The 20,848-nt window shown below is 69.4% G+C and carries 21 protein-coding genes; 12 read left to right on the top strand and 9 right to left on the bottom strand.

What is annotated here, in order from left to right; translation table 11 throughout:
• Nucleotides 1-2: 2 nt before the first annotated feature.
• The 9 genes from H4W81_RS26205 (at nt 3) to H4W81_RS26165 (ending at nt 9,566) form a co-directional block, all read left to right on the top strand.
• Complete coding sequence (locus tag H4W81_RS26205; protein ID WP_192777247.1) at nt 3-401, top strand: VOC family protein; 399 nt, start codon at nt 3-5, stop codon at nt 399-401.
• Nucleotides 402-448: 47 nt separating this feature from the next.
• On the top strand, nt 449-1,141 hold the full coding sequence (locus tag H4W81_RS26200) for a pentapeptide repeat-containing protein (protein ID WP_318781963.1): 693 nt from the start codon (nt 449-451) through the stop codon (nt 1,139-1,141).
• Between the two features lie 217 nt (nt 1,142-1,358).
• Complete coding sequence (gene rpsO, locus H4W81_RS26195) at nt 1,359-1,628, top strand: 30S ribosomal protein S15 (RefSeq protein ID WP_183657365.1); 270 nt, start codon at nt 1,359-1,361, stop codon at nt 1,626-1,628.
• A 286-nt stretch (nt 1,629-1,914) separates the two neighbouring features.
• Complete coding sequence (locus tag H4W81_RS26190) at nt 1,915-4,251, top strand: polyribonucleotide nucleotidyltransferase (RefSeq protein WP_192777245.1); 2,337 nt, start codon at nt 1,915-1,917, stop codon at nt 4,249-4,251.
• Between the two features lie 64 nt (nt 4,252-4,315).
• Nucleotides 4,316-5,626 (top strand): M16 family metallopeptidase, encoded by a 1,311-nt coding sequence (locus tag H4W81_RS26185; protein WP_192777244.1) that lies wholly within the window; start codon nt 4,316-4,318, stop codon nt 5,624-5,626.
• Nucleotides 5,627-6,073: 447 nt separating this feature from the next.
• Complete coding sequence (dapB, locus tag H4W81_RS26180; RefSeq protein ID WP_192777243.1) at nt 6,074-6,811, top strand: 4-hydroxy-tetrahydrodipicolinate reductase; 738 nt, start codon at nt 6,074-6,076, stop codon at nt 6,809-6,811.
• Nucleotides 6,812-6,931: 120 nt separating this feature from the next.
• Nucleotides 6,932-7,405, top strand: a complete 474-nt coding sequence (locus tag H4W81_RS26175) for a GNAT family N-acetyltransferase (RefSeq protein ID WP_318781962.1) — start codon at nt 6,932-6,934, stop codon at nt 7,403-7,405.
• Nucleotides 7,402-8,061 carry a TenA family protein gene (locus H4W81_RS26170; protein ID WP_318781961.1) on the top strand — a complete coding sequence of 220 codons (660 nt, stop codon included), beginning with the start codon at nt 7,402-7,404 and terminating at the stop codon, nt 8,059-8,061. The genes H4W81_RS26175 and H4W81_RS26170 overlap by 4 nt, the downstream gene beginning before the upstream one ends.
• Nucleotides 8,052-9,566, top strand: coding sequence for a PucR family transcriptional regulator (locus tag H4W81_RS26165; RefSeq protein WP_192777242.1), 1,515 nt, complete (start codon nt 8,052-8,054; stop codon nt 9,564-9,566). Before H4W81_RS26170 ends, H4W81_RS26165 begins: the two co-directional genes overlap by 10 nt.
• 144 nt (nt 9,567-9,710) lie before the next feature.
• On the opposite strand, the gene H4W81_RS26160 is transcribed toward H4W81_RS26165, so the two are convergent.
• From H4W81_RS26160 to H4W81_RS26125, 8 genes are all read right to left on the bottom strand, one after another.
• Nucleotides 9,711-10,112: a PIN domain nuclease gene (locus H4W81_RS26160; protein ID WP_192777241.1), complete on the bottom strand. Its 402-nt coding sequence runs from the start codon at nt 10,110-10,112 to the stop codon at nt 9,711-9,713.
• Nucleotides 10,109-10,333 (bottom strand): type II toxin-antitoxin system VapB family antitoxin, encoded by a 225-nt coding sequence (locus H4W81_RS26155; protein WP_192777240.1) that lies wholly within the window; start codon nt 10,331-10,333, stop codon nt 10,109-10,111. The genes H4W81_RS26160 and H4W81_RS26155 overlap by 4 nt, the downstream gene beginning before the upstream one ends.
• Nucleotides 10,334-10,686: 353 nt before the next feature.
• On the bottom strand, nt 10,687-11,676 hold the full coding sequence (locus tag H4W81_RS26150; protein WP_192777239.1) for an adenosine deaminase: 990 nt from the start codon (nt 11,674-11,676) through the stop codon (nt 10,687-10,689).
• 2 nt (nt 11,677-11,678) lie between these two features.
• Nucleotides 11,679-13,412: an adenine deaminase C-terminal domain-containing protein gene (locus tag H4W81_RS26145; RefSeq protein ID WP_192777238.1), complete on the bottom strand. Its 1,734-nt coding sequence runs from the start codon at nt 13,410-13,412 to the stop codon at nt 11,679-11,681.
• Nucleotides 13,405-14,754 carry a purine-cytosine permease family protein gene (locus H4W81_RS26140; protein WP_192777237.1) on the bottom strand — a complete coding sequence of 450 codons (1,350 nt, stop codon included), beginning with the start codon at nt 14,752-14,754 and terminating at the stop codon, nt 13,405-13,407. The genes H4W81_RS26145 and H4W81_RS26140 overlap by 8 nt, the downstream gene beginning before the upstream one ends.
• Before the next feature lie 105 nt (nt 14,755-14,859).
• On the bottom strand, nt 14,860-15,735 hold the full coding sequence (locus tag H4W81_RS26135) for a 1,4-dihydroxy-2-naphthoate polyprenyltransferase (RefSeq protein WP_192777236.1): 876 nt from the start codon (nt 15,733-15,735) through the stop codon (nt 14,860-14,862).
• Nucleotides 15,735-16,343 (bottom strand): GNAT family N-acetyltransferase, encoded by a 609-nt coding sequence (locus tag H4W81_RS26130; RefSeq protein ID WP_183657399.1) that lies wholly within the window; start codon nt 16,341-16,343, stop codon nt 15,735-15,737. The genes H4W81_RS26135 and H4W81_RS26130 overlap by 1 nt, the downstream gene beginning before the upstream one ends.
• Before the next feature lie 151 nt (nt 16,344-16,494).
• Nucleotides 16,495-17,907: an aminotransferase-like domain-containing protein gene (locus tag H4W81_RS26125; protein WP_192777235.1), complete on the bottom strand. Its 1,413-nt coding sequence runs from the start codon at nt 17,905-17,907 to the stop codon at nt 16,495-16,497.
• Here H4W81_RS26125 and H4W81_RS26120 point away from each other — a divergent pair.
• Genes H4W81_RS26120 through H4W81_RS26110 form a run of 3 tightly spaced genes read left to right on the top strand, consistent with a single transcriptional unit; the run spans nt 17,906 to nt 20,357 of the window.
• Entirely contained in the window at nt 17,906-18,832 is a 927-nt protein-coding gene (locus tag H4W81_RS26120) for a DMT family transporter (protein ID WP_192777234.1), read from the top strand. The genes H4W81_RS26125 and H4W81_RS26120 overlap by 2 nt on opposite strands.
• Before the next feature lie 54 nt (nt 18,833-18,886).
• Nucleotides 18,887-19,909: a hypothetical protein gene (locus H4W81_RS26115; protein ID WP_192777233.1), complete on the top strand. Its 1,023-nt coding sequence runs from the start codon at nt 18,887-18,889 to the stop codon at nt 19,907-19,909.
• Nucleotides 19,910-19,925: 16 nt separating this feature from the next.
• Nucleotides 19,926-20,357, top strand: coding sequence for an ASCH domain-containing protein (locus H4W81_RS26110; protein WP_192777232.1), 432 nt, complete (start codon nt 19,926-19,928; stop codon nt 20,355-20,357).
• Here the strand turns inward: H4W81_RS26110 and H4W81_RS26105 are convergent.
• Nucleotides 20,321-20,800 carry a GntR family transcriptional regulator gene (locus H4W81_RS26105; protein ID WP_192777231.1) on the bottom strand — a complete coding sequence of 160 codons (480 nt, stop codon included), beginning with the start codon at nt 20,798-20,800 and terminating at the stop codon, nt 20,321-20,323. The genes H4W81_RS26110 and H4W81_RS26105 overlap by 37 nt on opposite strands.
• Nucleotides 20,801-20,848: the final 48 nt, after the last annotated feature.

The raw sequence follows: 20,848 nt of genomic DNA, 5'->3' as shown, positions 1-20,848 counted from the left end.
CCATGATGATCTTCGTCAACCTGCCCGTGAAGGACCTCGACCGGAGCAAGAACTTCTTCACCGGCCTGGGCTTCACCTTCAACCGCCAGTTCACCGACGAGAAGGCCGCCTGCCTCGTCATCAGCGACACCATCTACGCCATGCTGCTCACCGAGGAGTTCTTCAAGAGCTTCACGAAGAAGGACATCGCGGACGCGCATACCACGACTGAGGCTATCGTTGCACTCGGCGTCGAGAGCAGGGAGAAGGTCGACGAGCTGGCCGACAAGGCCCTCGCCTCCGGAGGCTCGCCCGCCAACGACCCCATGGACGAAGAGTCCATGTACGGCAGAAGTTTCCAGGACCCCGACGGGCACCTGTGGGAGGTTGTGTGGATGGACCCGGCGGCCGTCGAGTCCTGACGAGTCTGCGAGCCGATTGCGGGCAGTGCCGCGGACTGTGCTGCGTCGTGCCCGCCTTCGCCGCCTCGGCGGACTTCGCGATCGACAAACCGGTGGGGAAGGCCTGCCCCAACCTGGGCGACGACTTCCGCTGCGGAATCCACACCCAGCTCAGGGAGAAGGGCTTTCCCGGCTGCACGGTCTACGACTGCTTCGGCGCGGGCCAGCACGTCACCCAGGCGGGGGCGGCCGGGCGGGCGGCCGAGGTGTTCCCCGCCATGCGTGACCTGCACGAACTGCTCTACTACGTCACCGAGGCGCTGGGGTGGTCCGCGGCCGCGCCCGTTCACGACGAGCTGCGCCGTACGGCGGACGAGATCGAGGAGCTCATCGGCGCGCTCACCGTCGTGGACACGGGTGCGCTGCGCGGCAGGGTCAGCCCGCTGCTGCGGCGGGCCGGCGAGCTGGTGCGCGGGCGCGGCGGGCGGACGATGAAGACGGACCTCATCGGGGCCCGTCTCAAGGGCTCCGACCTGCGGAGGGCCGCCCTGCGCGGCGTCCTGCTGATCGGCGCCGACCTCAGGGGCGCGGACCTGCGCGAGGCGGACGTCATCGGCGCGGACTTCAGGAACGCGGATCTGCGCGGCGCGAACCTGACCGGCGCGCTGTTCCTGACCCAGGCGCAGCTCGACGCGGCCAGAGGCGATGCGGCGACGCGCATCCCCAGGTCCCTCAACCGTCCAGCTCACTGGGATCGCTGAATATGTAACCCCGATTGGCGCCTCCACCGCGGAGACCAACGGCGGCCGGAGATGAACGATGTGTCAGGGGACGGACCGCGATGGTAACCTTGCATGTCGGCTCTGTAACGGTGGCGCTGTGCGCTGCCCTGAAGTGCCTTCTCGCGGCGACTGTAGGCACGCACGGTCGTTCGCACTCTCGTCTCATTCCCGCGTGTCCGTAGATTGAAGGAGAGCCGTGTCCCTCGACACCGCTGCCAAGAAGGCAATCATCAGTGAGTACGCGACGGCCGAGGGCGACACCGGGTCGCCCGAGGTGCAGATCGCGCTGCTCAGCAAGCGCATCAGCGAGCTCACCGAGCACCTGAAGACGCACAAGCACGACCACCACAGCCGTCGTGGTCTGCTGCTGCTCGTCGGTCGCCGGCGTCGCCTGCTGAAGTACCTGCAGAACAACGACATCGCGCGTTACCGTGCGCTCATCGAGCGCCTCGGCCTGCGCCGATAGAGTGGTAAGGGAGCGGCGCTCGGCGCCGCTCCCTTCTCATATGAGTCCCGGCGCGTCGCAGGTCGCGAAAGCCCGGGCGCTGTCGTACAACTGAATATTCGAGACACACTGAAAGCCCCCGCGTCCGCTACAGCACCATGCGACCCGCGACGCCTGCGGGCCGGTCCTCGGTAGTGGCTTCCGGTCGGGATGACCGGGCGCTTCGATCGAAGACCGGCGCTGCACCTAACGAGGGTGCCGGTGAGAAAAGAGGGCGCGGGAGACCGACCAACCTAGGAGGTCCCCCGTGGAGGGTGTCCACACCGCTGAAGCCGTCATAGACAACGGCTCTTTCGGCACGCGCACGATCCGGTTCGAGACCGGCCGGCTGGCCAGGCAGGCCGCCGGCTCGGCCGTCGCCTACCTCGACGCCGAGACGATGGTCCTGTCCGCGACCACCGCTTCCAAGAACCCCAAAGAGAACCTCGACTTCTTCCCCCTCACGGTGGACGTCGAGGAGCGCATGTACGCCGCGGGCCGCATTCCCGGCTCGTTCTTCCGGCGTGAGGGCCGTCCCTCCGAGGACGCCATCCTCACCTGCCGCCTGATCGACCGGCCGCTGCGCCCGTCGTTCGTCAAGGGCCTGCGCAACGAGGTCCAGGTCGTGGCGACCATCATGGCGCTCAACCCCGACCACCTCTACGACGTCGTCGCGATCAACGCCGCGTCGCTGTCCACCCAGCTGGCCGGGCTGCCCTTCTCCGGCCCGATCGGCGGCGTCCGCGTCGCGCTGATCGACGGCCAGTGGGTCGCCTTCCCGACCCACCCCGAGCTCGAGCGCGCCACCTTCGACATGGTCGTGGCGGGCCGCGTCCTCGAGGACGGCGACGTCGCGATCATGATGGTCGAGGCCGAGTCCACCAGGGAGACGCTCAAGCTCGTCGCGGGCGGCGCCGTCGCCCCGACCGAGGAGACCGTCGCGCAGGGCCTCGAGGCGGCCAAGCCGTTCATCAAGGTGCTGTGCGAGGCGCAGTCCAAGGTGGCCAAGGTCGCCGCCAAGGAGACCGCCGAGTTCCCCGTCTTCCTCGACTACCAGGACGACGTCCTGGCCGCCGTCGAGAGCGCGGTCAAGACCGAGCTGGCCGCCGCGCTGACGATCGCGGGCAAGCAGGAGCGCGAGAACGAGCTCGACCGGATCAAGGCCATGGCGGGCGAGAAGCTGCTGGCCGACTTCGAGGGGCGCGAGAAGGAGGTCGGCGCCGCCTTCAGGTCGCTGACCAAGAAGCTCATGCGCGAGCGGGTCATCAAGGACGGCGTCCGCATCGACGGCCGCGGCCCCAAGGACATCCGCGCGCTCAACGCCGAGGTCCACGTGGTCCCGCGGGTGCACGGCTCGGCGCTGTTCGAGCGCGGCGAGACCCAGATCCTGGGCATCACCACGCTGAACATGCTGCGCATGGAGCAGGTCGTCGACACGCTCAACCCCGAGCGGACCAAGCGCTACATGCACAACTACAACTTCCCGCCCTACAGCACCGGTGAGACCGGCCGCGTGGGCTCGCCCAAGCGCCGCGAGATCGGTCACGGCGCGCTGGCCGAGCGCGCGCTGATCCCGGTCCTGCCGACGCGTGAGGAGTTCCCCTACGCGATCCGCCAGGTCTCCGAGGCCCTCGGCTCCAACGGCTCGACCTCGATGGGCTCGGTCTGCGCCAGCACCATGGCCCTGCTCGACGCGGGTGTCCCGCTCAAGGAGATGGTCGCGGGCATCGCGATGGGCCTGATCGGTGAGGGTGACACCTACGTCACGCTGACCGACATCCTCGGCGCCGAGGACGCCATGGGCGACATGGACTTCAAGGTCGCCGGCACCAAGGACGTCATCACCGCGCTCCAGCTCGACACCAAGCTCGACGGCATCCCCGCCTCCGTGCTGGCCGCCGCGCTGAAGCAGGCCAAGGGCGCCCGCCTGGCGATCCTCGACGTGATGCAGGAGGCGATCGACTCTCCGGCGGAGATGAACCCGACCGCGCCGCGCATCATCACGATCAAGGTCCCGGTCGACAAGATCGGCGAGGTCATCGGCCCGAAGGGCAAGATGATCAACCAGATCCAGGACGACTCGGGTGCGGAGATCACCATCGAGGACGACGGCACCATCTACATCGGTGCCACCGACGGCCCCTCGGCCGAGGCGGCGCGCAGCGCCATCAACGCCATCGCCAACCCGCACATGCCCGAGGTCGGCGAGCGCTACCTCGGCACGGTCGTGAAGATCGCCGCCTTCGGCGCGTTCGTCTCGCTCATGCCGGGCAAGGACGGCCTGCTGCACGTCTCCCAGATCCGCAAGCTGCACGGCGGCAAGCGCATCGAGAACGTCGAGGACGTCATGAACGTCGGCGAGAAGATCCAGGTGGAGATCGCCGAGATCGACTCGCGCGGCAAGCTCTCGCTGGTGCCCGTCGAGGTCATCGAGAAGGAGGCCGCGGAGAAGGCAACCAAGGGCACGGAGGAGCCCGCGGGTTCCGCCGAGGCTCCGGTGGCCGAGGCCGCGGCCGACGAGGACAAGGCGCGTGACGAGCGGCCTCGCCGTACTCGCACCCGGGTCCGCAAGCCCGCCGGAGACGGAGAAGACCGCAACTCGTGACCGAGCGGAGCGAGGGAGCCATCAAACACAGCACGTTCGTCACGGGGCCGACGGAGGAGGTCCCGTGACAACTACCACGCTGCACCCCGGCAAGGACGGTGCCGGGGTCGTCAGGCGCACCGTCCTCCCCGGTGGGCTGCGCGTGGTGACCGAGACCATGCCGACCGTGCGTTCCGTCGCGGTCGGCATGTGGGTCGGCATCGGCTCGCGTGACGAGGCCCCCGAGCACACGGGGGCCACCCACTTCCTCGAGCACCTGCTGTTCAAGGGCACGCCCACGCGTGACGCCATGCAGATCTCGGCGTCCATCGAGGGCATCGGCGGTGAGATCAACGCCTTCACCGCCAAGGAGTACACCTGCTACTACGCGCGGGTGCTCGACGAGGACCTCCCGCTGGCCGTCGACGTGCTGGCCGACGTGGTCACCTCGTCGCTGATCACCGAGGAGGACGTCGAGTCCGAGCGCGGGGTGATCCTCGAAGAGATCGCCATGCACGACGACGACCCGTCGGACGTGGTGCACGAGCAGTTCTCCGCCGAGCTGTACGGCGACTCGCCGATCGGCAGGCCCATCCTGGGCACGGTCGAGTCGATCAACGCCCTGCAGCGCGACCGGATCGTCGAGTACTACCGCGCCTACTACCAGCCGCCGCGCACGGTCGTCTCCGTCGCGGGCAACATCCGGCACGAGCAGGTGGTGGAGCTGGTGGCGCGGGCGTACGAGCGGGCGGGCGCGCTCACCGGGCCGAGGGAGAACGCGCCGCCGCGCACCAGCGGCCCCGGCGCGCAGACCAGGTCGGGGGTCCGGGTCGTCGACCGGCCCACCGAGCAGGCCAACCTCGTGCTGGGCACGACCGGCATGGCCCGCACGGACGACCGCAGGTTCGCGCTCGGCGTGCTGAACGCGGCGCTGGGCGGCGGGATGTCCTCCCGGCTGTTCCAGGAGATCAGGGAGAAGCGCGGGCTGGCCTACTCGGCCTACAGCTACACCTCCGCCTACGCCGACACCGGGCAGTTCGGCATCTACGTCGGCTGCATGCCTTCGAAGATCGACGATGTGCTGAAGATCTGCAGGGACGAGGTGGCGAGGGTGGTCTCCGAGGGCATCACCGAGGAGGAGATCGCCCGCGGCAAGGGTCAGATGCGCGGCGGTCTCGTGCTCGGGCTCGAGGACACCGGGTCGCGCATGTCGCGGATCGGCAAGAACGAGCTGGTCTATGACGAGCTGATGTCCGTGGACGAGGTGCTCTCCCGCATCGAGACGGTCACCCCCGAGGAGATCGCGTCGGTGGCGGGCGACATCCTGAGCAGGCCGATGACCCTGGCGGTCATCGGTCCCTACGCGGACAAGGACTTCTCCCACGCCATCAGCTGACCATCCTGTACGGCACAACTCTTTCCAGCCTGTACGGCACAGCGGCGTAACGGCCACCGGGGTCACTCGGTGGCCGTCCGTCTTTCACGCCGCTCCAGCGGGACTCCGGTTCCCGCCGTCACGTCAGGCTCGTCGGCGTGGCGGCTTCGCCAACCATTCAGGCGCTTCCGGCTGGTCCATCCTGGTGCTGGTCTGCGTGGCCGGGGGTTTACGGGCCGCGTCACGGTGGTCAGCCGGTGAGCTCGAGGAGCGTCTCCCCGGAGGGAGGCCAGCCCGCGCCCCGGGTGGGCTTGAGCCGGCCGGCCGTACAGGGTGAAGGGACAGGAACCACCGCAAAGGTGGTGGGCTTGAGCAGGATGAAGGGGCAGGATCCACCGAAAAGGTGGTGGGGTTGAGCCGGCCTGCCGTACAGCATGAAGGGGCAGGAACCACCGCTATGGTGGAGGGGTGATCAGAGTAGGTGTGCTTGGGGCGCGCGGGCGGGTCGGCGTCGAGGTGTGCAAGGCCGTCGAGGCGGCCGCCGACCTCCAGCTGGTGGCGGCGATCGACAAGGACGATCCCATCGAGTCGCTCGAGGGCGCGCAGGTGGTCGTCGACTTCACCCATCCCGACGTCGTCATGCGCAACCTCGAATGGGCCATCGCGCACGGCATCCATCCGGTGGTCGGCACCACGGGCTTCGACCAGGCGCGCCTGGCCACGGTGCGTGGCTGGCTCGAGCGCTTCCCCGGCACCAACTGCCTGATCGCGCCGAACTTCGGCATCGCGGCGGTGCTGATGATGCACTTCGCCCAGCAGGCCGCCAAGTACTTCGACTCCGTCGAGATCGTCGAGCTGCACCACCCGAACAAGGCCGACGCCCCTTCCGGCACCGCCCGCCGTACGGCGGAGCTGGTGGCCGAGGCTCGCGCGAAGGCGGGGATGGCGGCGATGCCCGATGCGACCAGCTCCGAGCTCGAGGGAGCTCGCGGCGCGGACGTCAACGGGGTGCACGTGCACGCCGTACGGCTGGCAGGGCTGATCGCGCACCAGGAGGTGCTGCTCGGCGGCGACGGCGAGATCCTCACGATCAGGCACGACACCATGAACAGGGCCTCCTTCACCCCGGGCGTGCTGCTCGGCGTGCGGAGGGTGGCCGAACTGCCTGGGCTCACGGTCGGCCTGGAGCGCCTGCTCGACCTGTGAAAGAAATGTGCCCATGCCGGAGCATGGGCACATTCTGTGGAGAGGGTTCCGGCTCCGCACAGCCGGGCGCACGATCATCACACTAGTACCAGACCTGATGAGCAGCGGAAAGGCGGGGGCGTGTCGGTGGTCCGTTGGGCCCGTGAGGACGAACTGCCGGCGCTCGCCGAGGTGGAGCGGGCCGCCGACGGCCTGTTCGCGCAGGTCGGCATCGTCTTCCCGCCGGGCACGACGATGATCGAGGAGTGCGACGACCCCGGCAGGGTGCTCGTCGAGGGTCAGGGGTTCGCCATGATCAGCATGGTCGACGGCAACGTGCACCTCGACCAGCTGGCCGTCCACCCCGACAGCATGCGCCAGGGCATCGGCGGCAGGCTGATGGCCGCGGTGTACGACCACGCGCTGGCCGTGGGCGCGGGCGGCGTGACGCTGACGACCTTCCGCGACGTGCCGTGGAACGCGCCCTGGTACGTCAGGCACGGCTTCGCGCCGATGGCGGAGCCCGGTCCCGAGCTGCGGGCCATCGTCCAGCACGAACGCGAGCTGGGCCTCGAAATAGCACCACGGATCGTGATGTACCGTCCCGTAGTGTGAGGTTTCGCGACGAGCTGTGGCGGGCGATGGACGGGGTCTATCGCCAGATCCTGCGCCATCCCTTCCTGGAGGGCCTGACCGACGGCTCGCTGCCGCGCGAGGCCTTCCGCCACTACGTCATGCAGGAGGCGCACTTCCTGCCCGACTACGCTCGCGCGCTGGCCGCCTGCGCCGCCAGGTCGCCGCACCCGCAGGCGGTCCACCGGTTCGCCGCCGACGCGGCCAGGACCGTCGAGGTCGAGCACAGCCTTGTCGTCGAGCTGCTGGCGGCGTTCGGCCTCGACGAGGCCGAGGCGCTGAAGTCGCCCGCCGCCCCGACCACGGTGGGCTACGCCTCCTACCTGGTGCGGACCTGCTCGCTCGGCACCTTCCCCGAGGCTCTCGGCGCGATCGTGCCGTGCTACTGGATCTACGCGCGCGTGGGGGAGAAGCTGCTGGCCGAGTCGTCGCCGGACCCGCTCTACGCCTGGTGGATCGAGACCTACGGCGGCGAAGACTACCAGGACACCGTCGCGGGCGTCCTCGACCTGCTCGACGACCTCTCCCTGAGCGCCGAGGACCGCGAGCGGCTGCTGGAGCGCGCGGTCACGACCGCCAGGTACGAGTGGATGTTCTGGGACGCCGCCTGGCGCCAGGAGAGCTGGCCATGCGGCTGAGGGACCTCGTCCACGATGATCACCTCGCGCTGAAGGTGCTCACCGGGCACGACCTGCTCGACCGCAGGGTGAGGGGCGTCTCCACCACCGACCTGCCCGACCCCTCGCGCTTCGTCAAGCCGGGAGAGCTGGTGCTCACCGAGCTGACCTGGCACACCGGCGCCGGCTCCGCCAGGCGGTTCGTGGACCGCCTCGGCGACGTGGCGGCGCTCGTCTGCGGCACCGCGCTGAAGGTGCCGCCGACCGACCTCATCGACGTCTGCGCGCACGCCGGGCTGCCGCTGCTGACGCTGCCGGTGGACGTGCCGTTCAGCCAGGTGACCGAGCACGTGCTGCGCGCGCTGATCGCCGAGCTGGGCGCCACCCCGCGTCGGCCGTACGGCGGGCGCAGGCGCCTGGCAAGCACTCTGGTGGACGGCGGCAGCCTCACCAAGCTCGTGGACACGGTCGCGGGCGAGCTCGACGTGCCCTGCTGGGTGATGTCGGCGACGGGCAGGGTGATCGTCGGCTCGCAACCGCTCGACGAGGACTCCAGAGCCAGGCTCGCCCACACCTTCCTCACCGCGCGCTTCCTGCCCGGCATGGTCGACGACCTGTCGGTCTTCCCGATCAGCAAGGGCGTGCCGCACCGGATCGCCAACTGGTTCCTCGCCTATCGGGGCGAAGGCGCGCAGGGCGACAGCGAGGACGTCATCGTCGAGCTGGCGGCTCTCGTGGCGCTGGAACGCTCGCGACTGGAGGCGGCCCAGCGGATCGAGCGCCGCGTCCTGGACCAGTTGCTGCACCTGCTGGAGTCGGGCGACGCGGCCCTGCCCGGGCTGGTCTCCCGCCTGCACACGCTGCACGTGGAGACCGAGCACGGGCTCCTCGTCGTGGCGTTGACGGCGGGCGGGCCCGAGGTGAGCGTCGCGGTCCTGGACGAACTGCTGCGCCCCCTGGCGCCGGGCATCGTGACGGCGTCTGCGCCTTCGGCTGGTGAGGCGGTCGCGCTGGTTCCGCTGGCCGGGAACAGCGCGGCCGAACTGGCCGAGCACCTGGTGAGGGGCGCCCGCATCCTGGAGGCGGGGCTCGGCGAGGAACGTATCTCGCTCGGCGTCAGCAGCGTGACGACCGGCCCGGCGGGGCTGAACAGCCTGATCGAGGAGGCCAGGCACGCCCGCTCCCTCGCCTCCCTCGGCACCGGCAAGGTCAGCGTGGTGACGGGCGACGACGTCAGCTCCCACCGCACGCTGCTGGCGGCCATCCCCGACCCGCTGCGCCGCTCGTTCAGGTCGAGACTGCTGGGACGGCTGGAGGCCTACGACGCGACGAACCAGACGGAGCTGCTGGAGACGCTGGAGACGTTCCTGGAGGAGTCGGGGTCGTGGTCGGCGACCGCGGACCGGCTCCACGTGCACGTGAACACGTTGCGGTACCGGTTGAAACGGATCGAGGAGCTGACCGGGCGGTCCCTGAACTCCTGGGACGAGCGGGTGGACTTCCTGCTGGCGCTCCGCATGCGCTGACACACGCGAGAACCTATGTCAGGACCCGGTGAACGTACCCAGTCGCAGCAGAACGCGGGCGCTGGGCGGCCTCAGGTGGAGACGATCGGGGTGAGGCGCCGGGGAGCGCGAGCGAGCTGAGCCGCGTTACCGGAGGCGCGGCTTTCAGCTGATCCAGCGAACTGGCTGCCCGGTGAGGCGGGAGATGGTGTCGAAGTCGTTGTCCGCGTGCAGCACGGTGAGTTTGTGGTGTCGAGCAGTCACCGCCACCAGCAGATCGACAGGAGAGACGCACTGGTGCCATCCCTTGTCGGCAAGCTCGCGCTGCAGTTCGCCGGTCTCATGCCAGGCCGATTCAGGGAGGACGAAGTACGGAAAGGTCTCCTGAAGCAGGCTGTCGGCCTCGTAGAAGGCGGGACGGCCGCCGGCGGCGCGGAGGTATTCCTGCCTGATCGGCTCACAGATGCCCACCAGTCCTGCGGAAACAGTCTGATCCCATTCGGCGCCGACCTGGCCGCGATAGAAGCGGACCAAGGCGCTGGTGTCTACGAGATAGCGTTCGGTCACGCGACGTCCTGATGCGTGGCATCGCCCTTCTCTGTAGCCGAGAAGTCGATCTGCCCCTCGGCCACCATCTCACGCATACGAGCCACAGCCGCTGCCCGTCTGCGTCGATCGATGATCTCTCGTAGGGCAGCGTTGACCGTGTCCTTCTTGGACGAGGTGCCGAGCAGCTTCGCGGCCTCGGCCAACGCTTCGTCGTCAAGATCGATCAGGGTCTTGGTCATGACCTCACCTCGCCCATATATACGAATTGAAATTAGTATATCAGGAAGGGATTCAGCGCTTGAGGGAAGACGCGCTCCGCGAGAGGTGGTCTTGCGGGCCGGGATGGGGCAGTCCTCATCTTTGGTGAATGTGCGGAACCGGCCAAGCGTCGGGGAGCGCGAGGGGGCGGCCCCCTCGCCGGGGGGTGCGGGGGCGTGCCCCCGCTGGACACAGTCCGAGCTCTCAGGCGCGAAGCGCCCCACGGCGAGGGCCGCGCCGTTGTGGGGGCGTGGGGGGCGCCGAGCCCCCAACCGGGGCTGTCCGAACCCTCACGCGCGGAGCGCCCTGCGAGGGCCTTGCTGTTTCTGGAGGTTTACTGTTTGGCGTAGGTCTCCAGTTCGGCCAGGTAGGCGTCCTTCAGGTGGCGGGGGAGCCAGGTGATCTCGAAGGCGTTGCGCTGGACCTGTAGCAGTTCCTCCCGGGAAAGCTCCAGAGCCTCCAGGTTCTCCTGGACGTACCCGGGGAAGTAAGCGGGGTCGTCGGAGTTGATCGTGACCCGCACCCCCAGGTCGAGCAGCTTGCGGATCCCCTCGGCCTTCATCGAGTCCGTGACGTAGGAGTTGGAGATCGGGCAGCAGGTCAGGCCGATGCCCTTGTCCAGGATCTGCTGCACCAGGGCGGGGTCCTCCAGGATGTTCACGCCGTGGTCGATCCTGTTGACCTGGATGTCCTCGATGCACTGGCGGATGTGCTCGACGGAGTTCTCCTGGTCGACGTCGCAGTGCATGGTCAGCAGGTAGCCCTCCTGCCTGGCCCGCTCGTACACGGCGGCGAACTTCGCCGGAGGGTTGCCCTTCTCGTCGGAGTCGAGTCCGACGCCGACGATCCACTCCTTGTACGGCAGCGACTCCAGCAGCGTCGCCATGGCGTACTCGGCCTGGAAGTCGCGCAGGAAGCACATGATGAGCTGCGCGCGGACGCCGAGCTGGGTGTGGGCGTCCATGAGCGCCCTGCGCAGACCGCGGATCACCACGTCGAACGGCACGCCGCGCGAGGTGTGCGCCTGCGGGTCGAAGAAGATCTCCGCGTAGCGGACGTTCTGCGAGGCGGCCTTGCGCAGGTAGGCCATGGCCAGGTCGTAGAAGTCGGGCTCGGTGCGCAGCACCCGCATGCCCTCGTAATAGACCCCGAGGAAGGACGGCAGGTCGTCGAAGGCATAGGCGGCCCGCATCTCCTCGACCGTGGCGTACGGCAGCGCGATGCCGTTGCGCTGGGCCAGCTCGAACTTGAGCTCGGGCTCGAGGGTCCCCTCGATGTGCAGGTGGAGCTCGCACTTGGGCAGCCCTGCGATGAAGTCCTTCATGATCAGGCCTCCGTGAGGATCGGGTCGACGACCTCCAACCGCACGCAGTCGACCAGACCGAGGTCGGTGACGGCGTAGTCGGGGATCGCGGTGATGGACAGGAAGAACAGGTACATGAGCGGCGCCGGCAGCGTGCAGCCGAGCGAGCGGGCCACCTCGTCGAGCCGCTCCTCCAGCACCGCCATCTCGGCCGCGGGCAGGTCGGAGACGATGCCGGCGACAGGCAGCGGCAGCGACTCCACGACGACGCCGTCCACCACGATGACCTGACCGCCGCCCATGGCGGAGACGGCGTTGACCGCCAGCGCCATGTCCGAGCGGGAGGCGCCGACGCAGATGATGTTGTTGTCGTCGGGCGCGGCGCTGGTGGCGATGGCGCCCTTCCGCAGGCCCATGCCGCTGACGACGGCGACGGGCCTGTTGCCCGTCTTGCCGTACCTCTCGACCACGGTGACCAGCAGCGCGTCGTCGGCGACGGACGGCTCGACGATCCCGTCAATGACGGGAAGCCGGACGTCGCGCCGCTTGCGGACGAAGACCTGCTCGGTGAAGTTCAGCGAGAGGACGGTGACCTCGTCGGCGTCCGAGCGGAGCGCCAGGTCGTCGGCGGTGATCTCGCGGACGGGGAATGGCCGCACCTCACCCCTGGCCGGCGGTACGGCGGGCGCGACCATGGCGCCGTCGCGGGCGACCAGGCGGCCGCCCGCGATGACCTCGCGAACGATGAAATCGTTCAACGATTCGACGATCAGGATGTCGGCGAATCGGCCGGGGGCGATGCTGCCGACCAGGTCGTCGATGCGGTACATCTCGGCGCAGTTGACGGTGGCCATCTGGATCGCCGTGACCGGGTCGACGCCCGCCTTGATCGCCATCCGGACCAGCTTGTCCATGTGCCCGCCCGCCAGCACGTCGGCAGCGTGCACGTCGTCGGTGCAGAAGGCCACCCTGCGGGCGCCGACCTTGGCCACGACCTGGATGTTCTCCTGCAGGAAGTGCGCGACCGACGACTCACGGATGATCGCGTAGATGCCCTGGCGCAGCTTCTCCAGCATCTCCTCGTGGGAGTAGGATTCGTGGTCAAGCCTGATGCCGGCGGCGGCCAGGCCCGCGATGCGGCGGGCGTCCGACAGGGGCGCGCAGCCGAAGATCGGCAGCCGCCTACGGTGGGCGAGGTCCAGCGCCTCCATCACGGCGGGGTCGCCGTGCTCGACCATCTCCTGGACGGTCTCCCAGATGCCCACGCACTCGGGCCACTCGTGGGCGACGCGGTGCTCGTCGGGGCCGAAGGTGTGGCCGACGGTCGACTGTGGCACGGTGTAGGGAGCCTTGGCGGGGGCGCCCCACCAGATGCGCATGCTGGTCGCGGCCGCCTCGTCGAGGGCCTGGCGGACGCCCGGCAGCCCCTCGGCCACCAGGATCTGGTCCAGGCCGGAGACCACGCTGGTGGTGCCGAAGGGGACGACCAGGTTGGCGAAGCTGGTCACGGACAGCTTGCTGCACTCGATGTGCAGGTGACCGTCGATGAGGCCGGGCACGAGGTAGCCGCCGCGCGCGTCGATGATCCGTGTGGCCGGGCCGCGCTCCAGGGCGGGCCCGACCGCCGCGATCCGGTCGCCGCTGAGGCCGATCTCGGCCGGGTAGGTCTCGCCGGTCAGGACGTTGACCAGCACCCCGTTCGTGATGATCGTGTCGGCGGGCCTGCGGCCGTAGGCCACGTCGAGCAGGTCATGCATGGGCGAGCTCCTTGACGGGGACCGGGCGACGGTCCAGGGCGGCGTAGACGAGGCCGGCGACGACGAAGCCGGCGAAGATGCTGAAGTCGGAGCCTCCGGTGGCGCTGGACAGCCAGCCGACGTAGACGCTGGAGTTGAGCCAGAGCCCGGCGGCCACCATGCCGACCGCCTGCGCGATCAGGCCCGCCCAGCGGATCTGGCCGGGACCGCTCTCGTCGAACAGCGCGGCGGCGTCGTAGACGCCCTTGCGGCGCAGCCAGTCGGTGACGTAGATGCCCGCCCAGGGCGCCAGCCAGACGACGACCAGCCCGAGGAAGGCGTTGAGCATCGTGTTGAACGAGTCGGAGGTGATGGCGACGAACGTGATGATCACGCAGAAGATCAGGTCGAGGACGACCGCGGCCCAGCGCTTGATCCTGATGCCCGCGGCCTGCAGGTTCAGCCCCGAGGAGTACAGGTCGGTGGTGTTGGCAGCGAACAGGGTGACCACGGTCAGCAGCAGGTAGGGCACCACGAACCAGGAGGGCAGCGCCTCGGGCAGGCCGGAGATCGGGTCGCTGGCGTTGGTGACGACGGTCGCGACCGCCGCGCCCAGGATCATCAGCACGATGTACGGGACGAAGCCGCCGAGGAAGGCCCAGCCGAAGACGGCCTTCCTGGAGGAGTCGACGGGCAGGTAGCGCGAGTAGTCACCGCCGAGGGGCGCCCACGACAGGCCGCCGCCCGACATCACCAGCATGACCGCCAGCGTGAATGTGGCGAAGTCGGCCGAGCCGCCCGCCGACAGGTCGGCCTTGGGCGTGACCAGTACCGCCATGACGACGAACATCGCCACGAACACCCAGGTCAGGTACTTCTGCGCCTTCATCACCGCGGCGTGCCCGATCAGCGGCAGGATCAGCTGGATGACCGCGGCGATCAGCACGATCGCCACCTTCAGCCCGAGGCCCTCGCCCTCCACGCCCGCCTGCTTCAGCAGCGTGAGACCGGCCAGGGTGATCATCACCATGCCGCCGGCCTCGAAGCCGACCATGTTCAGCCAGCCGAAGAAGCCGAGCACACGGGCACCCTTGTTGCCGTAGGCGGCGCGGGAGATGGCCATCGTCGAGGTGCCGTGCTGCATGCCCTGGATGCTGCTGAACCCGACCAGGGGGAAGGCCAGCAGGTTGCCGATCACGATGGCGGCGACGGCCTGCCAGAAGCTGAGCCCCATGGCGACCACGATCGTGCCGTAGACGACCGTGAAGACCGTGGTGGTCGTGCCGGCCCAGAGGAAGAGCAGGTCGCGCGGGCGGCCGTACCGCTCGCTCGCAGGAACCAGCTCGATCCCGCGTTGCTCCATGGGGGTCCCCTCACTGTCACCAGATATCTGGACTCAGTGAAGCAGAGGGGGCTGACCAGGCCGTTTATTCGCGCATACGAGATCGGGGCGCCGGTTTGTATCCGCCTACAAGGTGATCGCCAAGCCGATGGCGAACAGCAGGCCGTAGGCCATCTGGAGCTTGCCCGTCGCCTGGAGCACGCCGATCAGCGCGGGGCCCGTGGCGCCCGCCAGCACCGTCTTGATCGGGCCGATCGCCAGCGGGGCCGCGAGCACGGCCAGCGCGGCGAACGGCGTGACGGGGATCAGCAGCAGCGCGATCACGAAGGGCAGGGTGAGGCAGGCGGTGTAGAGCGTGCGGGTCCTGGTGGCGCCGAGCACCACGGCCAGCGTGCGCTTGCCCGCGGGGGCGTCGGTGACGACGTCGCGCAGGTTGTTGACGACCAGCATCGAGCACGACAGCAGGCCGATCGGGACCGAGGCGGCCAGTGCCGTCCACGAGAGCTGTTCGGTCTGCACGAAGGCGGTGCCGACGACGGGGACGACGCCGAAGAAGACGAAGACCGCCAGTTCGCCGAGCGCGCGGTAGCCGTACGGGCTCTTGCCGCCGGTGTAGAACCAGGCGGCGGCGATCGCCGCCGCGCCGACCAGGAGGATCCACCAGGCCTGCGTGGCGACCACCAGGATCAGGCCGAGGACCGCGGCGGCGGCGAAGCTGCCGAGCGCGGCGGCCAGCACCTCGCGGGGCGCGGCGGCGCCGGAGCCGACCAGGCGCATCGGGCCGACCCGCGCGTCGTCGGTGCCGCGGATGCCGTCGCTGTAGTCGTTGGCGTAGTTGACGCCGATCTGCAGCAGCAGCGCCACCAGCAGGGCCACCACGGCCCGCCACCAGATGGCGCCGCCCTCGCCGATCGCCAGCCCGGTGCCGACCATCACGGGCACGATCGCATTGGGCAGGGTGCGCGGGCGCGCACCGGCCACCCACTGGTTCAGTGCGGCCATCAGCTGATGTCCGTCGTGAGCCTGACCATCCGGATCGGACGGCCCATGTCGAGCACGCGTTCGGCCATGTCCTCGCCCCAGCCCGCCGACTCGAGGAATCCGAGCACCGCGTAGTTCTCGGCGAACACCCACGTGACGATCTGGCGGAAGCCGTCTTCGCGCAGGTAGTCGACGGTGGCGTTGAGCAGGCGGCTGCCGTGCCCGCGCCGGACGAAGTCGGGGTCGACCAGCAGTGTCAGCATCTCGGCCGTCACCGTGGGGTCGAGGTCGGGGTCTTCGGCGGGAGCGTGGGAGGCCAGGCCGACCACCCGCTCACCACCGCGCGGCGTCGCCGTGACGTTGACGCCGCCCTGGCCGAGCGCGGGAAAACCCTCGGTGTCGAGGATCGTCTCCACGGCCACCAGCACGCGGTGCATGCGCGTGGGAGGCGCGACGATCGCCTCGTCCCACTGGCGCAGCCACATCTTCTCGGCCGCGGGGCCGGTCATCTGCTCAAGGGGCCCCTCGGGGAGGAACTCCCTGTAGCCGTAGCGCCAGGCGCGGACCTGAGTGTTCGCAACCTGGAGCACATCCTCGCGCCGGGCCGCCCGGACGCCTACGTCTGCCATCTCGGCCCGCTCCTTCGCCTGCCGTTGTGCCCGCGACCGGAGGATCTCGGGGGCACGTGTTACACCGTATCGGTGATTGGGGGCTCGCGATGACGCCTGGCTCGATAACGAAGGGTCTTCGTCCGGTTTCCCGCGCGGGTCGTGGGCCTGCTCAGGTGGTGGGCGCTTCGCTGAGACCAGCGTACGCCTCGGCCAGCCGCCGTACGCCTTCGGCGAGCTCGGCGAGGTGCGTGGCGGCGCTGTGCGTGACGCGGACGCGCGGCCCCGGTGGCTCGGAGGGGTAGTAGATCCGCCCCGGGCTGACCTGGACGCCGTTCCCGCGCGCCGCCTCCACCAGCGCCGCCTCGTCGACGTGCGGCGGCAGCCGTACCCACAGGTGCAGGCCGCCGCGCGGGATCAGGTGCGGCTCGGCGCCGGGCAGCAGGGAGAGCAGCGCGGCCGCCAGTGCGTCGCGGCGGGTGGTCAGCTCGGCGTGGACGGAGGACAGGTGACGGGGCCACGACGGCGAGCCGACGAACTCCAGCGCCGTCTCCTGCAACGGCCTGGCCACGAAGAACGACTCCACCAGCTGGCTGGCCCGCAGCCGGTGCGCGGCGGGGCCGCGGGCGATCACGGCGGCCAGCCGCAGGCTCGGGGCGAGGATCTTGGTGAGGGAGCTGATGTGGACGACCGTGCCGTACCGGTCGAGCGCCACCATCGGGGTGGGCGCCTGGGCGGTGAGGAAGCGGGCGTAGTCGTCCTCGATCACGAACGCGTTGTTGGCCCTGGCGATCTGGAGCACCTGCTGTCTGCGCTCGGCGGAAAGGGTGGCGCCCGTGGGGTTGTGCAGCGCGGGCTGGCTGTAGAAGACCCGCGCGCCGGTCACCGCGAACGCCTCGGCCAGCAGGTCGGGCAGCACGCCGTCGCGATCCATCGGTACCGCCGTCGTGCGCAGGCCCGCGGCCTTGGCCGCCGCCAGCGCCCCCGGATAGGTCGGTGTCTCGACCAGCACGTGCGTGCCGGGCGCGGCCAGCGCGCGGAAGGCGTGGCTGAGCGCGGCCTGACCGCCGCTGACGATGAGGGCGTCGGCCGCCGTCACGTCGCCGCCCGCCTGCCTGGCGAACCAGCCGCGCAGCTCCTTGAGCCCGGTCAGCGGGGGCATCGCCCAGGCGTCGGGGCGTTTGACGGCCCGTACGGCCGCCGCGGCCAGCTGCCTGTCGGGACGCATGGCGGGGTTGAGGTAGCCGCCCGTCAACGGGATGACGTCGTCGGGCGGCGCGGTGAGCAGCGCCGTCACCCCCGAGTCGTCGACGACGCGGTCGCCGAGCGCGACGGTCTGCCACGAGAGGTCGGCCACCTCCGCGAGGGAGGGCGTCGCGGCGGCGACGAAGGCGCCGCTGCCGGGCCTGGTGACCACCCTGCCCTCGGCGGCGAGCTGCCCGATCGCCCGCGACACGGTGACCGGGCTGACCCCATGACGGCGCATGAGCTCCCTGCTGGAGGGCAGCCGGTCGCCCGGCCGTTTCCCGGCGATCTCCTGACGCAGCGTCGCGGCGAGCAGGACGATACTGCTATCGTCTTTCATGAGAGACAAGAATAGCGCTATCGCCACTGGCGGAGTAGCGGTTCCCCTCGCGATCAGGAGCGACGAGCTGAAGGGCTCCGCTCTCGCCTTCGTCGGCGTGCTGGCCTTCTCCGGCTCCTTTCCTGCCACCGTTTTCGCGATGCGCGGATTCGACCCGTGGCTGGTGGCCGTCGGCCGTGCCCTCCTGGCCGGGATCGTCGCGCTGGTCTGTCTCCGCGCGGCGCGGGTACCGCTCCTGCCGCCGCGCTCGCAATGGGGCTCCTACGCCCTCATCTCGCTCGGGGTGGTCTTCGGCTTCCCCGTCTTCAGCGGTCTGGCCCTGCACCTGGGCGCGAGCACGGCCCACTCGGCGGTCGTGATCGGGCTGCTGCCCGCCGCGACCGCCGCCTTCGCCGTCCTGCGCGCGGGCGAGCGCCCGCGCCCGCTGTTCTGGGCCGCCTGTACGGCCGGAGCCGTCGCGATCACCGTCTTCACCGTCTCGCAGGGCGGCGGCAGCCTCTCCCTGGCCGACCTGCTGCTCGTGGCCGCCCTCCTCTCGGCGGCGCTCGGCTACACCGAGGGCGGCCGCCTGGCCCGTTCGACGCCGGGCTGGCACGTCATCTCGTACGCCCTGGTGCTGTCGCTCCCCGTGACGCTGCCCGTCTCGGTGGCGCTCGGCGTCATGACCCCGCTCACCTTCACCCCGGCCTCCGTAGGCGGCTTCCTCTACGTCGGGCTCATCTCGATGTTCCTCGGATTCATCCCCTGGTACGCGGGCCTCGCGCAGGGCGGCATCGCCCGCGCGGGACAGACCCAGCTCACCCAGCCGCTGCTCACGCTGGTGTGGGCGTGGCTGCTCATGGGCGAGAGGTACGGCATCGCCACGGTGCTCGGCGCGCTCGCCGTCCTGGTTTGCGTGGCCGTGACGCAGCGAAGCCGTACGTAGTCCTTGAAAGACGTGACACCTCAGCGCAGGATGGGGGCAGGAGGTGTCACAAACATGGCCGACCTCACGATCCCCGAAGGCGGATTCTGGCCAGCGCCCGAGATCCCCCAGCCGAACATCTATCCGATGGAGTGGCGGGTCGAGACCGAGAAGCTGGCGGCGATCTACGAGAAGTCCAAGCGCATGGTCTGGAACCCGGCCGACCTGCCGTGGGACGGACTCTCCCCCGACGACTTCACGGTCGAGCAGCGTCTGGGGATCATGTACTGGTTCGCCGTCCTGGCCAACTTCGACGCCTCGGGGCCCGCGGTCTTCGCCCGGGCCACCATCCAGGCGTTCGAGAAGCACGAGGAGGATCCCGTCCGCAAGTGCTTCTTCTCGATCACCAGGGACGAGATGAACCACGAGGAGTGCTGCCAGCGGACCATCGCCAAGCTGTGGCCGGGCGGGCCGCTCGACTGGACGCCCGTCACCGACCTGGAGAAGGCGGCGCACAACAACATCGGCTGGCTGTACCACAACGGCGGGCGGTACTGGACGGGCTACACCTCGGCGGTGGGGAAGTACTCGCTGCCCGTGCTCTTCACCTCGTTCATGATGGGCGAGATGGCGGCGTCCACCCTGTTCAGGGGGATGGCGTCGGGGACCCGGCATCCGGTGTTCAGCGAGATGTTCCAGCGCATCGGCCGCGACGAGTCCCGACATCTACAGATTTGCATGACGATTCTGGAGAACGAGTGGCCGGGACTCACCGACGACGTCCGCTCGCTCATCACCCGGCAGCTCCGGGCCGGGTTCGTGTTCCTGTCGATGATCCTCTGGGAGCCGCCGGAGGGGTTCTGGGAGCTTCCGCCGTACTTCCTGGACAACCACCGGGTGCTCATGGACCACGCTAGGTCGGCCGGGCTCGGGGTGCTGTCGTACGAGGAGCAGGCGGAGAACTGGCGGGTGGCGATGGCGCGGATCCGCGCGATCGTCGAACGGTGGGGGATCGAGTTCCCGGCGATCCCGGAGCTGGACATCGAGGGCGTCACCGTCGACTTCCTCGACCCCGAGGAGATCATCCCGGTCTTCTGACGTACCCTTTCGGCTCATGTGGGGACGGATCGACGGGCTCCGGATTCTGGAGCTCGGAACACCGGGTGAGCTGTGCGCCGAGCTGAACGGCCTGGTGCTGTCCGGCGCCAAGACCGGCACGGCCGGGTTGCTGGAGCACGACTACCGGGCGGAGGGCGAGGAACCGGAGCGGGTCGGCGAACGGCTCGCTCTGGTCGACGACGACCGGGCACGGATCGCGGTGATCGAGGTGACGGCGGTCGAGGTGGTGCCGTTCGACTCGGTGACGTGGGAGTTCGCGGACTCGGAGGGGGAGGGCTACCGCTCGGTGGAACACTGGGCGACCAGCCACCGCCGCTTCTGGAACGGACTGGGCTACGACGTCGACGACACCACGGACGTCGTCTGCGTCTCCTTCCGCTTGGCCGGCTCTCAGGGAGCTGACGTCGACCCCCGTGGAGAGACGTAGCTGCCCCGATAGGGCACGGTGAAGACCAGCCCCTGCTCGCGAAGGCGCGCGACGGCCTCCCGCGCGGTCACCTTGGCGACGCCGTACTCACGCATGAGCTCTTTCTCACTGGGGATCGGTCGGTTGGGGAGGAACTCGTGGTTGTGGATCCGCCTGCCGATCTCCTCGGCGATCATGTGGTACTTCGGCGTGCCCCGGCGGTTGCGCGGCACGCCAGGCTCCCCGACATAGGTGCCCTCGCCCTGCACGGTATGGACCAACCCCCAATCCCTGAGCTGCCGCGCGACCCGTCGAGCTGTCGCGCGAGCGACGTCGAACTCGGCCTCGATCTCGGCCTCGCTGAGGACGGGATCGCCAGGCTTGAGTGCGCCGCTGAGGATTCGCTCACGGATGCGTTCCGCGATCTGCCGGTAGAGCGGTATGGGGCCGTCTCGGTCGAGCATGAACGTATCTTAGACGTGGCGATACAAGCAGTGGAGCGGATTCAGGCC

Origin of the sequence: Nonomuraea africana (genome assembly GCF_014873535.1) — a bacterium.
GTDB lineage: Bacteria > Actinomycetota > Actinomycetes > Streptosporangiales > Streptosporangiaceae > Nonomuraea > Nonomuraea africana.
The sequence above is the reverse complement of the archived record's forward strand: the minus strand, read 5'-3'. Positions and strand labels throughout refer to the sequence as shown.